At 63.7% G+C, this 14,593-nt stretch carries 15 protein-coding genes; 4 read left to right on the top strand and 11 right to left on the bottom strand.

The features are described from left to right. Nucleotides 1-12 precede the first annotated feature (12 nt). Both ACWBU6_RS26945 and pmbA read right to left on the bottom strand, forming a co-directional pair. Entirely contained in the window at nt 13-1,104 is a 1,092-nt protein-coding gene (locus tag ACWBU6_RS26945) for a TRAP transporter substrate-binding protein (protein ID WP_452646397.1), read from the bottom strand. A gap of 51 nt (nt 1,105-1,155) precedes the next feature. Beyond that, nucleotides 1,156-2,508, bottom strand: coding sequence for a metalloprotease PmbA (pmbA, locus tag ACWBU6_RS26950; protein WP_452646398.1), 1,353 nt, complete (start codon nt 2,506-2,508; stop codon nt 1,156-1,158). Nucleotides 2,509-2,603: 95 nt separating this feature from the next. On the opposite strand from pmbA, the gene yjgA reads away from it, so the two are divergent. The 3 genes from yjgA to ACWBU6_RS26965 are packed head-to-tail and all read left to right on the top strand — an operon-like array spanning nt 2,604 to nt 4,475. Further along, nucleotides 2,604-3,209 (top strand): ribosome biogenesis factor YjgA, encoded by a 606-nt coding sequence (yjgA, locus tag ACWBU6_RS26955; RefSeq protein ID WP_452646399.1) that lies wholly within the window; start codon nt 2,604-2,606, stop codon nt 3,207-3,209. Continuing rightward, on the top strand, nt 3,202-3,810 hold the full coding sequence (mog, locus tag ACWBU6_RS26960) for a molybdopterin adenylyltransferase (protein ID WP_452646400.1): 609 nt from the start codon (nt 3,202-3,204) through the stop codon (nt 3,808-3,810). Before yjgA ends, mog begins: the two co-directional genes overlap by 8 nt. Further along, on the top strand, nt 3,807-4,475 hold the full coding sequence (locus ACWBU6_RS26965; RefSeq protein ID WP_452646401.1) for an alpha/beta hydrolase: 669 nt from the start codon (nt 3,807-3,809) through the stop codon (nt 4,473-4,475). The genes mog and ACWBU6_RS26965 overlap by 4 nt, the downstream gene beginning before the upstream one ends. 29 nt (nt 4,476-4,504) lie before the next feature. On the opposite strand, the gene ACWBU6_RS26970 is transcribed toward ACWBU6_RS26965, so the two are convergent. The 7 genes from ACWBU6_RS26970 to ACWBU6_RS27000 all read right to left on the bottom strand — a co-directional run bounded on the left by ACWBU6_RS26970 (nt 4,505) and on the right by ACWBU6_RS27000 (nt 10,870). Beyond that, nucleotides 4,505-5,059, bottom strand: coding sequence for a hypothetical protein (locus ACWBU6_RS26970; RefSeq protein ID WP_452646402.1), 555 nt, complete (start codon nt 5,057-5,059; stop codon nt 4,505-4,507). Nucleotides 5,060-5,083: 24 nt separating this feature from the next. Further along, nucleotides 5,084-5,527 carry a MarR family winged helix-turn-helix transcriptional regulator gene (locus ACWBU6_RS26975; RefSeq protein ID WP_452646403.1) on the bottom strand — a complete coding sequence of 148 codons (444 nt, stop codon included), beginning with the start codon at nt 5,525-5,527 and terminating at the stop codon, nt 5,084-5,086. Nucleotides 5,528-5,559: 32 nt separating this feature from the next. Continuing rightward, nucleotides 5,560-6,315, bottom strand: a complete 756-nt coding sequence (locus ACWBU6_RS26980) for an alpha/beta fold hydrolase (protein WP_452646404.1) — start codon at nt 6,313-6,315, stop codon at nt 5,560-5,562. Nucleotides 6,316-6,439: 124 nt separating this feature from the next. Further along, nucleotides 6,440-8,650: a xanthine dehydrogenase family protein molybdopterin-binding subunit gene (locus tag ACWBU6_RS26985; protein ID WP_452646405.1), complete on the bottom strand. Its 2,211-nt coding sequence runs from the start codon at nt 8,648-8,650 to the stop codon at nt 6,440-6,442. Beyond that, a complete protein-coding gene (locus tag ACWBU6_RS26990) occupies nt 8,647-9,633 on the bottom strand; it encodes an FAD binding domain-containing protein (protein WP_452646406.1) in 987 nt (328 codons plus the stop codon). The genes ACWBU6_RS26985 and ACWBU6_RS26990 overlap by 4 nt, the downstream gene beginning before the upstream one ends. 11 nt (nt 9,634-9,644) lie before the next feature. After that, a complete protein-coding gene (locus ACWBU6_RS26995) occupies nt 9,645-10,235 on the bottom strand; it encodes a (2Fe-2S)-binding protein (protein ID WP_452646407.1) in 591 nt (196 codons plus the stop codon). An 80-nt stretch (nt 10,236-10,315) separates the two neighbouring features. Next, complete coding sequence (locus ACWBU6_RS27000) at nt 10,316-10,870, bottom strand: carboxymuconolactone decarboxylase family protein (protein WP_452646408.1); 555 nt, start codon at nt 10,868-10,870, stop codon at nt 10,316-10,318. Between the two features lie 95 nt (nt 10,871-10,965). Between ACWBU6_RS27000 and ACWBU6_RS27005 the strand changes: the two genes are divergently transcribed. After that, nucleotides 10,966-12,303: an aspartate aminotransferase family protein gene (locus ACWBU6_RS27005; RefSeq protein WP_452646409.1), complete on the top strand. Its 1,338-nt coding sequence runs from the start codon at nt 10,966-10,968 to the stop codon at nt 12,301-12,303. Nucleotides 12,304-12,397: 94 nt separating this feature from the next. On the opposite strand, the gene ACWBU6_RS27010 is transcribed toward ACWBU6_RS27005, so the two are convergent. Then, complete coding sequence (locus ACWBU6_RS27010) at nt 12,398-13,243, bottom strand: fumarylacetoacetate hydrolase family protein (protein ID WP_452646410.1); 846 nt, start codon at nt 13,241-13,243, stop codon at nt 12,398-12,400. A 30-nt stretch (nt 13,244-13,273) separates the two neighbouring features. Continuing rightward, nucleotides 13,274-14,587 carry an MFS transporter gene (locus ACWBU6_RS27015; protein WP_452646411.1) on the bottom strand — a complete coding sequence of 438 codons (1,314 nt, stop codon included), beginning with the start codon at nt 14,585-14,587 and terminating at the stop codon, nt 13,274-13,276. Nucleotides 14,588-14,593 lie beyond the last annotated feature (6 nt).

A 14,593-nucleotide genomic window follows, 5' to 3' on the forward strand; every position in this document is an offset into this window, starting at 1 on the left:
CGCCTGCTGCGATTACTTGCCTCCTCGCCCGGCCTTGATCAAGAAGTTCTGCATGGTCGATTCCGCCACCGACGCCCATTGGTTCTGGTCGCTGCGGAAGCGCTTCCATGGCTCGTAGATCTTGGCGAACTTGGCGTTTTTCGACGCTTCCTCTGCCATCAGCTCATTGCTAGCCTTGTAGGCAGCTTCCATGATGTCGTTGGAATAGTTGCGCAGCTTGACGCCGTTCTTCATCAGGCGCCCCAATGCGCTTGGATTCTTGAAGTCATACTCGGCCTGCATCACCACGTGCGCCTCATAAGCCGCGGCTTCGATGGCGCCCTGGTATTCCTTCGGCAGCTTCTCCCACTCCTTGATGTTCACGTACAGCGTGAAGGAAGCACCCGGCTCCCACCATCCCGGATAGTAGTAGAACGGCGCGACCTTGTAGAAGCCCAGTTTTTCGTCGTCGTACGGACCGACCCACTCCGCCGCATCGATGGTGCCTTTTTCCAGCGCAGGATAGATGTCGCCGCCGGCCAGTTGCTGCGGCACCGCGCCCAGGCGCTCCATCACCTTGCCAGCCAGGCCGGCGATGCGCATCTTGGTGCCCTTCAGGTCGGCCACGGATTTCACTTCCTTGCGGAACCAGCCCCCCATCTGGGTGCCCGAATTGCCGGCGATGAAGTTCATCACGCCGTAGTCCTTATAGAAAGCGCGCAGCAGTTCCTTGCCGCCACCCTGGTCGTACCAGGCAGTGTGCTGGCGGGAAGTCAGGCCGAACGGCACCGCGCAGTCAAGGGAGAACGTCGCGTCCTTGCCGTAATAGTAGTAAGACGCGCTGTGGCCGCATTCCACCGTTCCCGCCTGTACCGCATCAAGCACCTGCAGGCCCGGAACGATCTCGCCGGCGGCGAATACGCGGATATTGAACTTGCCGCTGGTCAGCTGCGCGACGCGCTTGGTGAACGTGTCGGCAGCGCCGTAAATGGTGTCGAGGGATTTGGGAAAGCTCGATGCCAGGCGCCAGGTAATGGCCGGCAATTCGGCGGCGATAGCCGGTGCGGCGATAACTCCTGCGCCCGCACCTGCTGCGGCCTTCTTGATAAAGGAACGACGTTCCATACGTACTGTCTCCTTATAAGGGTTTTATCTCGGGACAGTGTATGGAAATATTTAGTTTCCGGCAACCACCATCTTTTCAAGCAAGATCGAGCCCGTTTGCTTGGTGCCACGCACCAGGACGTCGGTGCCGATACCGACGATATCCTTGAACATATCTTTCATATTGCCGGCGATGGTGATCTCTTCCACCGGATACTGGATCACGCCGTTCTCCACCCAGTAGCCGGAGGCGCCGCGGCTGTAATCGCCGGTGACATAGTTGGTGCCCTGGCCCATCAGTTCGGTGACCAGCAGGCCCGTACCCATCTTGCGCAGCATGCCCTCGAAGTCGTCGTTCTTCTTCGTCAGCGAGGAAGTAATGGACAGGTTGTGCGAGCCGCCGGCATTGCCCGTGGTTTTCATGCCCAGCTTGCGCGCCGAATAGGTGGACAGGAAATAGCCCTGCAGCACGCCGTTCCTGACCACGTCGCGCTTCTGGGTACGCACGCCTTCTTCGTCGAACGGCGCGGAGCCGATGGCGCCCACCACGTGCGGGTCTTCCTTGACCTGGATGTGCGAAGGGAAGATGTCCTTACCCAGCGAGTCGACTAGGAAGGAGGACTTGCGGTACAGTGCGCCGCCCGAAGTAGCCTGGACGAAGGCGCCCAGCAGGCCGGCGGCCAGTGGCGCCTCGAACAGCACCGGGCAGGTGCGGGTTTCCAGTTTGCGCGCATTCAGTCGCGCCAGCGAGCGTTCGGCAGCATAACGGCCGACGGCTTCTGCGCTGGCCATCTTTTTCGGGTCACGGACCGAGGTGTACCAGTCGTCGCGCTGCATCCTGGCACCCTTGCCGGCGATCGGGGTCACCGACAGCGTGTGGCGGGAGTATGGGTAGCCGCCGATGAAGCCGCGCGAGTTGGCCGACACGAAGTGCGACTGCTGCACGTGCACGCCGGCGCCTTCGCTGTTGGTCACGCGCGGGTCGACCGCGAAGGCAGCAGCTTCGGCGCGCTGCGCCAGCTCCACTGCTTCTTCCGTGGAGATCGCCCATGGATAGAACAGTTTCAGGTCTTGCGGATTCTTTTCCAGCAGCTCTTCTTCCGCCAGGCCGGCGCAATCGTCTTCCGCCGTGAAACGGGCGATATTGTACGCCGCCTCCACGGTGGCCTTGAGCGAAGCCGGCGAGAAATCGGAGGTGCTGGCATTGCCGCGCTTCTGCCCGATGAACACCGTGACGCCGATGCCCTTGTCGCGGTTTTGTTCGATGGTTTCGATCTTGCTCTTGCGGACCGAGACCGAAAGACCGCTGCCTTCGCTGATTTCGACGGCAGCATCGGTACCGCCCTGCTCGCGCGCGTACTTCAAGACGTCGCGGGCAAGCTGTTTCAACTGGTCCTGGGAGTAGGAGAAGGCGGATTCGCTCATGGGGTCTTTTTGGGGGTCTGGGCGTTAAAACAGTTATCATAGCAGCCGTTTACCGTTTTTACAGGTAGGGTGTGTAAGCCCCTACCCCTCCTATCATGCCTAATCCAAACCGCGGCTCCTGTGGCTTCCAGTCCAGCGAGTTCGAACAAGAATACGAACGCCCATCCAAAACCGAGATGAAACGCCAGTCCGACGCCCTGCAGGCGCTGGGCCAGGAACTGGTGGAAGCACCGCGCGACCGCGTCAAGCGCGTGCCGATGCCGGAAGATGTGCGCGATGCCATCCTGGAATGTCAAAACATCAAGAATCACGAGGGGCGCCGCCGCCAGATGCAGTTCATCGGCAAGAAGATGCGTTCCCTGAGCGAAGAAGAAGTGGCAGTAATCAAGCGCACCATTGAAGGCTGGAAAGGCGCTTCCAAAGCCGATACCGCCGCCCTGCACGCGCTGGAACGCCGCCGCGATAAGCTGCTGGCCGACGACAAGGCCCTCACCGCCCTGCTGGAAGAGGCGCCGCACCTGGACGTGCAGCACCTGCGCACCCTGATCCGCAACGCCCGCAAGGAACAGGCCGAAAACAAGCCGCCGAAAGCTTACCGCGAAATCTTCCAGATCCTGAAGGATCTGAACAAATCGGCAGCCGCCCCGTCGCCAGGCGAGGAGGCGGACGTTGACGCGCCTGAGGGCGATGAAGATGAGTGACGAAACCCTGCTCGTTGGCCTGGTATCGATCTCCGACCGCGCCAGCGGCGGTGTGTACCAGGACCAGGGCATCCCGGCGCTGGAAGAGTGGCTGCGCAGCGCCCTGACCACCCCGGTGCGTTTTGAGACACGCCTGATTCCCGATGAGCGCGCACAGATCGAATCGACACTGGTGGAGCTGGTCGACAATGTGCGCTGCCACCTGGTGCTCACCACCGGCGGCACCGGCCCGGCGCGGCGCGACGTGACGCCGGAGGCCACGCTGGCCATCGGCACCAAGGAAATGCCGGGCTTCGGCGAGCAGATGCGCCAGGTCAGCCTGGCCTTCGTGCCGACCGCCATTCTGTCGCGCCAGGTCGCCGTGATCCGCGAAACCGACGGCCACGCCGCCCTGGTAATCAACCTGCCGGGACAGCCGAAAGCCATCAAGGAAACGCTGGAAGGCCTGAAAGATGCCGATGGCAAGCAGCTGATCGGCGGCGTGTTTGCGGCCGTCCCCTACTGCATCGACCTGATCGGCGGTCCTTACGCTGAAACCAACGACGCCGTCTGCAAGGCATTCCGCCCCAAATCCGCCATTCGCAAGAAGGACAACGCATGACCCACCTGCTGGAATCCATTGTTCACGATACCAAGCCCAACCCGGAGGTCTCCGTCATCTGGATGCACGGCCTGGGCGACAGCGGCGCCGGCTGGGCCGGTGCAGTCCACGACCTGGATCTGGCCGGCCTGCCGGGCATCCGCTTCATCTTCCCGCATGCGAACCACATGCCGGTGACGCTCAATGGCGGCTATGTCATGCGTTCCTGGTACGACATCGTGCATACCGACCTCGGTCGCCAGGAAGACGAGAAGGGCCTGCGCGAATCGCAGATCCTGGTCGATGCCCTGATCGACCGTGAGATCGGGCGCGGGGTTCCAGCACATCGCATCGTGCTGGGCGGCTTCTCGCAAGGTTGTGCCATGACGCTGCAGGCCGGCCTGCGCTATCCAAAGAAGCTGGCGGGCTTGATGTGCCTTTCCGGCTACGTCCCGCTGGCCGACAAGGTGGCCGCCGAGCGCCACGCCGCCAACCAAGAGACTCCGATCTTCATGGCGCACGGTACGATGGATACGGTGATCCCGATTAACCTTGCCATGGCCTCGCGACACCTGCTGACGCAACTGGGGTACACGGTCGAGTGGCACGACTATCCGATGCCGCACGCTTCCTGCTCGGAAGAAATGCGTCACATCTCGGCATGGCTGAAGAAAGTGCTTGCCTGAATCCGTGACACGCGAGCCAGCCCCCGCCCTCATGTGGTCTTGCCAATGAGGGCGAGCTGTTCGGCTTTCAGGCTGCGAAACGCCTCCGCTGCATACTCTGAAACCTTGGCCGGATAGGGTATCAGGGCGAACTGTTCGGCTATGTTGCCCTCGTTCCATTTCTTGATGACTGCTTTCCAAGCCGCGATATGTGCAATAAGCTGAAGCAGGCAGTCGGGAACTTCATGCTCCCGAATCAGATGAGCACTATTGAGAATGAGCTTTTCCTGCGTTGCATTCATTGGCATCAGTACCTCCAGCACCCAAAGACGCCATTCCCGCATTGCAGGCGTGTCGCCATCCGTTGAACTCAGTGGAAAGCCTTGTCTGAATGTTGCGCCAAGCTTGGCCGTCATCGCTGAATAAGCAATGGCACTCGCCCGCGTTGAGAGATAGAGGGGACCGTAAAACTCATTGAGCTGCCTGGATACCAGGTCCAGGCGTTCGCGTCGGCGCGCCAGCAGCAGGTTGTTTGTATAGGTGGCCAGATAGCCAACGAATGCAACTGCAACTGTTGTTGCCAGCGAGATGTATGCAATTTCCATGATTGCGCCCCTTTGCCGACAGAATCATCCGCCCATCCCACCAAGGTTGCGGCTCAATTTATCAAGGCCTTCTGCCAGGCGCTCCACGTCGCCTGCAGTGATCGCGCAAGCCTTTGCAATCTGCTCGTTTACTTTCAAGCCTTCGGCGCGAAGCGCGCGGCCTTTCGCCGTTAAGGTCAGCACACGGTTACGCTCATCGTTCGGGTCGCGGTCGCGCACCAGGTAGCCTTCCGCCTCCAGCCGTTTGACCAGCGGCGTTATCGAGCCCGGGTCCTGCTGCAAACGCTCGGCCAGCCCCTTGATGCCCAGCCCCTCCTGCTCCCACAACACGACCATCACCAGGTACTGAGGATACGTCAGATTGAGCGGGGCCAGGATAGGTTTGTAAAGCTGCGTCATCTTCAGCGAAGTCGAATACAGCTTGAAGCAGAGATGCTGGTCCAGCGTAGGGGGCGTGCGTTTTTCCATGGCGCGTACTGTAGCACAGCCCCCAGCGGGATTTAACGTTTGACCGCGGCCAGAATCACCTTGGCCACAGCTTCAGGCTGCGACGCCATCGGCACGTGGCTGGCCGTCAGCGTGGTGGTGGTCGCGTTGATCTTGGCTGCAAAGGCTTTCTGCAGACCCGGATCGATCATGCGGTCCTTGCTGGCCACGATGTAGTAGCTGGGCTTGGTCTTCCATGCAGCCACGTCCACCTTGTCGCCAAAGGCGCTGGCCTTGATCGGGCCTTGGGTCGCGGTCATCAGGCGGTGCTCGGCCGGGGTCAGGTCTTGCGCGAAGTTGACTGCCATCGACTCGGCCGACAGGTAAATGAAGCCGCTATTGTCAGGTTTCAGGGATGCGATACCCGGTGGCAGCGGGAAGTCCTTGCCCAGTTCACCAACCACTTCACCTTCCGAGGGTGCGAAAGCTGCCACGTAGACCAGCGATTTCACCTTGTCGCTGGCGCCAGCCTGGGTGATCACAGCGCCGCCCCAGGAGTGACCCACCAGCACCACCTTGCCGCTTTGCGCATCGATCACGCGCTGGGCAAAAGCCACGTCGTCGGCCAGTGAAGTCAGCGGGTTCTGCACCGAAACCACCTTCACACCCTGCTTCTGCAGGATCGGGATCACCTTGTTCCAGGCCGAGCCGTCGGCGAAGGCGCCGTGCACCAGGACGACGGTGGTGTCTTCGGCTGCATGGGCGGGCGCCAGGGCGGCGCCGGCGATCAGGGAAGCAGCAAACAGGGCGGATTTGATGGTCGATTTCATGGCAAAGCTCCTTATGTATAGTGTGTTAATGATTAGCGCGCTTAGCTCTTAAGTTGAAATATAGCGCACAATTCATTAGCGTGCAAATTATTTTTGCAGCACGATCGTTCCTTTGGAATCCGGGTCAAAGCAGCTTGTCGAGGGTAATCGGCAGCTCGCGCACCCGTTTGCCGGTGGCGTGGTAGACCGCATTGGCCACCGCGGCGGCCACGCCGACGATGCCGATTTCGCCGATGCCGCGCGCTCCCAGCTCGTTGAAGCGGGTGTCGTTGCCCGGCAGCGCGACCACGTCGATATCGCCCACGTCCGCATTCACCGGCACATGGTAGTCGGCCAGGTTGGCGTTGGCGGCACGGCCGTAGCGCCAGTCCATTTCTGTCTTCTCCATCAATGCCATGCCCAGGCCCCACACAATGCCGCCAATGAACTGGCTGCGCGCGGTCTTCGCATTCAGCACAGTGCCCACGTCGTAGCAGGCCACGATGCGCGGCACGCGCACCGTGCCGAGGTCGGAGTCAACGTTGACCTCCACGAAGACGGCGCCGAAGGAATGCATGGAGTATTGCTTCTTTTCTTCGCCGGGCCCGGCTTCCGCATCGCCGGACACGGCCTGGCCGCCATTGCGCGCAATGACCGCCGCCACGGGTTCGCCGCGCTCCGGCGTGGCGCGCAGCCGCAGCCAGCCGCCTGCAGCTTCCACTTCGGCAGCATTAAAACCATGCAGCGGCGATGCCTTGTCGGTCACCGCCAGCGCCACCAGCTTGTCGCGCGCAGCCATGCAGGCACGGTGCACGGCCGGTGCTACGCTGGCTGCGGTCATCGAGCCGCCCGAAACGGGCGCCTCCGGCATTTTTGTATCGCCCAGTTCAAAGCGCACCTTTTCCAGCGGCAGGCCAAGCGCATCGGCTGCCACCTGGGTCATGATGGTGTAGGTGCCGGTGCCGATATCCTGCGATCCGCAACGCACCAGCGCAGAGCCGTCCGGCGCGATGCTGGCCGTGGCTTTGGCCGGCATGCGATTGGCCGGATACGTGGCGGTGGCCATGCCCCAACCGAGCAGGGTGCCGCCGGCCTGCATGGCGCGCGGCGCCGAAGTGCGCCTGGCCCAGCCGAAGCGTTCCGCAGCCACCTTGTAGCACTCGCGCAGTTGCTTGGACGAGAAGGGAATGTTTTTCTCGGGGTCCTGCTCAGCGTAGTTCTGCAGCCGCAGGGCTATCGGGTCCATGCCCAGCGCATAGGCCATTTCATCGATGGCGCATTCGAGGGCAAAGCTGCCGGTCGCCTCGCCCGGGGCGCGCATATAGGTCGGCACGCCCACGTTCAATGTCGCCAGTTGCTGCGTGGTCTGCAGGCTGTCGCTGGCATACATCATGCGGGTCGGCGAACTGCATGGCTCGGTGAAATCGTCCTGCACGGAAGTGTGCGAGATCGTGTCGTGCACGAGCGCCAGCAGGCGGCCGCCGGCGCTGGCGCCAACGCGCAAGCGCTGTTCCGTCATTGGCCGCGCACCCACGGGTGCGAACATCTGCGGCCGCTCGAGCGCCAGTTTCACGGGCCGGCCGGCTATGCGCGCGGCCATTGCGGCCAGCACCACGTGCGACCACATATTGCCCTTGCAGCCAAAGCCGCCGCCGACATAGGGCGACACCACCCTCACCTTTTCCGGCGGGATGCCTAGCGCACGGGCGCAATTTTTCTTCACGCCGGACACGTATTGCGTGGCGTCGTACAGCGTAAGGCGGTCGCCGTCCCAGGCTGCGATGGTGGCATGCGGTTCCATCGGGTTATGGTTCTCGATCGGGGTGGTGTACAAAACGTCGATGCGCTGCGCCGCCTGCGACAGGCTGGCCTGGACATTGCCTCGCTGCGTTTGCATGGGCCGGTCAGGCTGCTCTTTCGGCTTGCGCAGCCTGCGCTTGGCAGCCTGGAAGTCCAGCAGGGCCGGCTGCGGCGCGTAGCGCACCTTGATCGCGCGCGCCGCATCCTGCGCCTGTTCCAGCGTTTCCGCTATCACTACCGCAATCGGCTGGCCGTTGTATTTGATCTCCTCGTCCTGCAGCAGGTTCAATTTCGGCGGCGGCGGCTTTTGCTCCTCGCCTCCCGGCTTCTCGCGCGGCAGGCGCGGGGCATTCCTATGCGTCATGACCGCCAGGACCCCGCGCATGCTGCCTGCGCGCGCAGTGTCAATCACGCTGATGCGGCCCTTGGCGATGGTGCTGAGCACCAGCACGGCGTGGGCCACGCGCGGCAAGGCATGCTCGGCGGCGAAGGTGGCCGCGCCGGTGACTTTCTGGCGTCCGTCAGTACGGGGAATGGCTTGCCCGGTCTGTTTCATGCGCCTTCTCCTGCAATGCGCAGCGTACGCACAATGGCGCGCTGCGCGAGTTCGACCTTGAAGCGGTTGCCTTCCAGCGGTTGCGCCCCCGCCAGCAGCCGCTGGGCAGCGGCACGGCATTGCGCGTCGTCGAGCGGATGGCCGCGCAGCAGCGCTTCCGCCTCAGGGCGCCGCCACGGCTTGTGCGCCACGCCGCCCAGCGCAATGCGCGCTTCGCGCACCTTGCTGCCGTCCATTTCCAGCGCTGCGGCCACGGACACCAGCGCAAAAGCATAGCTGGCGCGGTCGCGCAGCTTGAGGTAGTGGCTGTGGCGCGCCATGTGCGACGGCGGCAGGTCGACGGCCAGGATCAGTTCGCCGGGCAGCAGCACCGTGTCCCGCTGCGGCGTATCTCCCGGCAGGCGGTGGAAGTCGCCCAGTGCGACTTCGCGATTTCCTTGCGGTCCGCGCAGCAGTACGACCGCGTCCAGTGCGGCCAACGCCACGCTCATGTCGGACGGGTTCACTGCCACGCAAGCGGGACTGGCGCCAAGGATCGCGTGCATACGCTGGTATCCCTGGCGGGCATCGCAGCCGGAGCCGGGCTGCCGCTTGTTGCAGCCGCTGAACGCCGTATCGGTGAAGTACGGGCAACGCGTGCGCTGCATCAGGTTGCCGCCGATGGTCACCATATTGCGCAGCTGTGCGGAAGCACCGGACAGCATGGCTTGCGACAGCAGGGGATAACGCTGGCGTACCAGCGCATGGCGCGCAGCGTCGGCATTGCGCACGCCGGCACCGATGCGCAGGCCGCCGCCGGGCAGCTCGTCGATCCGGTCCAGGCCTGCATGGGTGATGTCGACCAGCCGCAGGGGATGCTCGACATCGCCCTTCATCAAATCCAGCAGGTTGGTGCCGCCGCCGATAAAGCGGGCGCCGTCCTGCTGCGCCAGGCGCAAGGCGTCTTCCGCGTCGCGGGTACGTTCATAATGGAAGGATTGCATGGCGTGCCCGCTTAGCTGCGCCGCAATGCCACTGCGCGGATGGCGGCGACGATGTTGGGATAAGCGCCGCAGCGGCAGAGATTGCCGCTCATGCGCTCGCGAATCTCGTCGCCGGTACATCCGGCGCCGTCGGCACGCAGCTCTTCCAGCAGCGCCGTCGCGGAACAGATCTGCCCCGGCGTGCAATAGCCGCATTGGAAAGCATCGTGTTCGAGGAAAGCTTGTTGCATCGGCGTCAGCGTGCCGCCTTGCGCCAGGCCTTCAATCGTGGTGATGCGCTGGCCCTCGTGCATGATGGCCAGCGTCAGGCAGGCGTTGATGCGGCGGCCGTCCACCAGCACCGTACAGGCGCCGCATTGGCCGCGGTCGCAGCCCTTCTTGGTGCCGGCCAGGCCGATATGCTCGCGCAGGGCGTCGAGCAGCGTCACCCGTGGTTCCAGCGACAGGCTGTAGTCGCGGCCATTGATGCTCAGGCGGACCGGCCGGGGTGGCGCGGCCGCAGCTGCCGGGGTGGCCGGCGCAGGTGCGCCGGTGGCGGCGGGAACGTGCGTGGCGCCGACGACGGCCAACGCGGATTGCAGGAAACTTCGGCGGTCAGGCATCGTTCGCTCCCCTGAAAAAGCAGCGCTATCGATGGTGCCGCGTCGTGCGCCGGGCTTCCGTTAGCCCGCGCACACAAAAGCTAAACGTCCAGCGGCGCTGCCGTGGAAGGCGGCGCTGCCGAGCGCGCGCCATTCATCACCATGGCCAGCAGAGTGTAGTAGCCGTTGATGCCCATCAGGTCCGTCACGCCCTTTTCGCCGAACTGCAGCATGGCGGCGGCCCAGGTGGCGTCACCGACCTGCTTCGTGCTGTGCAGCTCATGGCAGAAGTCGTAGACGGCCTGCTCGTCCGGCTGCAGGCCCTGCGGCGCCTGCCGCGCCGCGATGGCATCGATGACCGGCTGCGGCACGCCCGCCTGTGCCGCGATGGGCGCATGGATCGCCCATTCCACCTGCTGGTCCCAATGGCGCGATGTCACCAGGATGGCCAGCTCGGTGAGCCGGGTGCCGATGGCGCTGCGGTAGCGCAAGTACTCGCCCAGCCGCTGGGTGCATGCCATCAGCTCGGGACTGTGCAGCAAGGGCACAAAGGGGCCGTACAGCGCGCCGCGCGGGCCATCAATGACCGCTTGCGCGGCCGCGCGCTGCTCGGCTGTCATATCGGAAGGGGGAATCGGGCCTAGTCGTTCACTCATAGCCACAAATGGTCGCACAGGACAGGAGAAAAATCAAAACGCCGCTGCGGCGCGCAGGCTAATGTCGCTGGACCACCAACCTGCGAGGAGCTGCCATGACCCACCTGATCCACCGTGACCTGCGCCGCACACCACCCGTTGCCGTCTGCGCTTTCGGCATGCAAGTACGCGACAGCGAAGGCAAGACCTATCTCGATGCCAGCGGCGGCGCCGCTGTCTCCTCGCTGGGGCATAGCCATCCGGACGTGCTGGCGGCAATGCAGTCGCAGCTCAAGGTGGCGGCCTACGCGCACACCTCCTTCTTCACGACCGAGGTGGCCGAAGAGCTGGGCGACCGGCTGGCGCAGGATGCGCCGGGCGACCTGAATCACGCTTATCTGGTGTCCGGTGGATCGGAAGCCATCGAGGCTGCGCTGAAGCTGGCACGCCAGTATTTCGTCGAGCACGGCGACAGCGAGCGCCGGGTTTTCATCGCGCGGCGCCAGAGCTATCACGGCAATACGCTGGGCGCGCTGGCGCTCGGCGGCAACGAATACCGCCGCCGTCATTTCGAACCCATGCTGATGGATGTGGCGCGCGTATCGCCCTGCTTTGAATATCGGGAACGCCGCGCCGGGCAGGACGTGCACGAATATACCGCCAACCTGCTGCAGGAACTGGAAGCCAAGATCCTTGACCTCGGGCCGCAGCATGTGATCGGCTTCTGCGCCGAGACGGTGGTGGGCGCCACCAGCGGCGCAGTACCGCCGACACCGGGCTACTTCAAGGGTGTGCGGGCGCTGTGCGACAAGTATGGGATCCTGATGATCGCCGATGAAGTGATGTGCGGCATGGGCCGCACTGGAACGCTGTATGCTATCGAGCAGGAAGGCGTGGTGCCGGATATCGTTGCATTGGGCAAGGGATTAGGCGCGGGTTACCAGCCGATCGGTGCGGTCGTTGCGCGTGACCATATCGTGCAGCGGCTTCGTTCGGGCAGCGGCGTGTTCCAGCATGGGCATACTTATGTAGGGCATCCGGTGGCGGCAGCGGCGGCACTGGCGGTGCAGAAGGTGATCCGGCGCGATTCGCTTCTGGGCGCCGTGACCGTGCGCGGGGCTTCCTTCAAGCGCATGCTGCGCGAAGCGTTTTCATTGCATCCGAATGTGGGGGATATCAGGGGGCGCGGCATGCTGCTGGCACTGGAACTGGTGCAGGACCGGGAGGGTAAGCGTCCGTTCGATCCGGATCTGCGGCTGCATGCGGCGGTGAAGGATGCCTGCATGGAGTGCGGCTTGATGGTGTATCCGATGGGCGGGACGATCGACGGCAGGCGCGGGGACCATGTGCTGCTGGCGCCGCCCTTTATTGCGACCGAGGTGGATTTGCAGCAGATCGTGGCACGGCTGAGCGATGGGCTGGAGCGGGCCCTGCTTCGCGTGCGGCCTGGCTAGAGCCGGTCACCCGGGGTCTGCCCCAAGGGTCAGACCCGATGCGAGGCTGCCGCGGGCCAGGGGCGGGGCCTTCGACCTGAGCGGGATTTGCCGTTTAAAACTCCTGGTAGCCGATCACGTCCTGCTGCTGCTCGCCCAGGCCGGCAATCCCCAGGCGCACGAAATCGCCCTTCTTCAGGAAGCGCTTGCGCGCCAGCCCTACGCCGGGCGGCGTGCCGGTGGCGATGATATCGCCCGGCTCCAGCGTCATGAAGCGCGAGATGTAAGCCACCAGCTGCGGCACCTTGAAAATCATGGTTTCGGTGCAGCCGGTCTGCATGCGCTTGTCGTTCACCTCAAGATACAGGTCCAGTTTGTCCAGGTCCCACACCTCATCGCGTGTCACCAGCCACGGGCCAACCGGGCCGAAAGTATCGCAGCCCTTGCCTTTGTCCCAGGTGCCGCCGCTCTCCATCTGGAATTCGCGCTCGGAGACGTCATTGACCACGCAGTAGCCGGCGATATGTTTTTCCGCGTCTTCCTCGCTGACATTGCGGGCGCGGGTGCCGATCACCACGCCCAGTTCCACTTCCCAGTCGGTCTTCTTCGAGCCTTTCGGCAGCATGATCGGATCGTCCGGGCCGGAGAGGCAGGTAATCGCCTTCATGAAAATGATCGGTTCGCTCGGGATCGGCTGGCCGGCCTCCTTCGCGTGGTCGGCGTAGTTCAGGCCCACGCCGATGAACTTGCCGACCTTGGCAACCGGTACGCCAAAGCGCGGGTTGCCGCGCACTACCGGCAGCGTTTCGGGATCGATTTTGGCCAGCTTGCGCAGCACCTTGTCGGACAGGTTGGCGCCGGCGAAGTCGCTGATCTCGCCGGACAGGTCGCGCAGTTTGCCGAATTCATCGATCAGGCCAGGTTTTTCTTTGCCTATACGGCCGTAACGAACCAGTTTCATAACGTCTTCCTTCTTGTTGAAGGCGACATTTTACCGGAAGCGTCGGAGCAGGTAGCGGCACAGGCCCGGCAACTGGATCAGCACCAGCAAAGCGAAGGCGAACTGGTAGGCGGCCTGGGGATAGTGTCCGAGCGGTGAAGGGGTCCACAGTCCAATCACCTGCCCGAAGCCCGCCTGCACCACGAAGGCGCCGACGAAGATCAGCAGGTTCAGGCAGGTCGAAGCGCGGCCCGTCAATGCTGGCGGCATGGCTTGCGCGACGATCGAATATTCCATGCCGGTGACGCAGCCGACCAGCATGAACAGCACTGGCAGAACCTGATGCGCCGGGCGCCATCCGGATGCGAAAGCGCATTGCAGCAGAACGAACAGCAGCACACCCGCAGCCGCCACGTCCAGCGTGCGCCAGCCACGCTTTGCCGCCCATTCGGTCAGCATGCCGACCGCGATCGAGCCGAAAATCACTGCCGCCATCCCGAGATAGAGCAGCCAGGCAATGGCTTGCTCGCCGTAGCGCGGCACGTCAGCCAGCCAGCGTGCGATCCACAGGCCCTGCACGCCGAAGAAGACAGTATGCGGCAGCAATACCAGCAGCGCGGTTTCGCGGAATACCGGATGGGTGAAAGTATCGGCCAGCGCACTGAGGGTGAATGGGCGCGGCGGCGCGGCCGGCGGCGTCGGGGCAAGCAGGAGGATCATCAGCGCAACCAGGACACAGGCGCCAGCAAGTCCTATCATCAGCCATTGCCAGCTCATATGGTGCAAGGCCAGGCGCACCGGCAAGGTGGCGGTTGCGGCGCCCAGACCGCCGGCTGCGATCAGGTAGCCCTGTACCGAAGGGACCTTGTGCGCTGGCAGCCATGTGGTCAGGGCTTTGATGGCGGACATGAAGCAGGCGGCGAAGCCCAAACCCATGAGCGCGCGGGCGATCGCCAGTCCGGTGAAGTCCCTGCCGCCGGCAAAGGCCAGGGTGCCAATGGCGGCGACCAAGAGCAGTACGAACTGCACTCGGCGCGGACCATAGCGGTCCAGCGCAATGCCGATCGGCAGTTGGGCGAAGGCAAAGGCAAGGAAGTAGGTGCTGGTCAGCATGCCAAGCTGTGCGGGGGTCAGGTTCGCCTGCGCCACAAGTTCCGGCGCCAGCATGGCGTTCACGCTGCGCAGCAGCCACGAGATGAAGTGGCCCAATGCAAACGGAATGAACACCAGGCATAGCGTAGCGGGGCCGGACAGCGTACCCGGCACCCGTTCCCGGCCGCGCCACCAGCGCACCGGTGCCGCCGCCCATCGCTCTCGCCAATCGCCGGGCGGCTGCGGCACGGGAGCGGCGGCGGGCGCGCGCATCGCATG

This window comes from Pseudoduganella sp. HUAS MS19 (assembly GCF_053615455.1).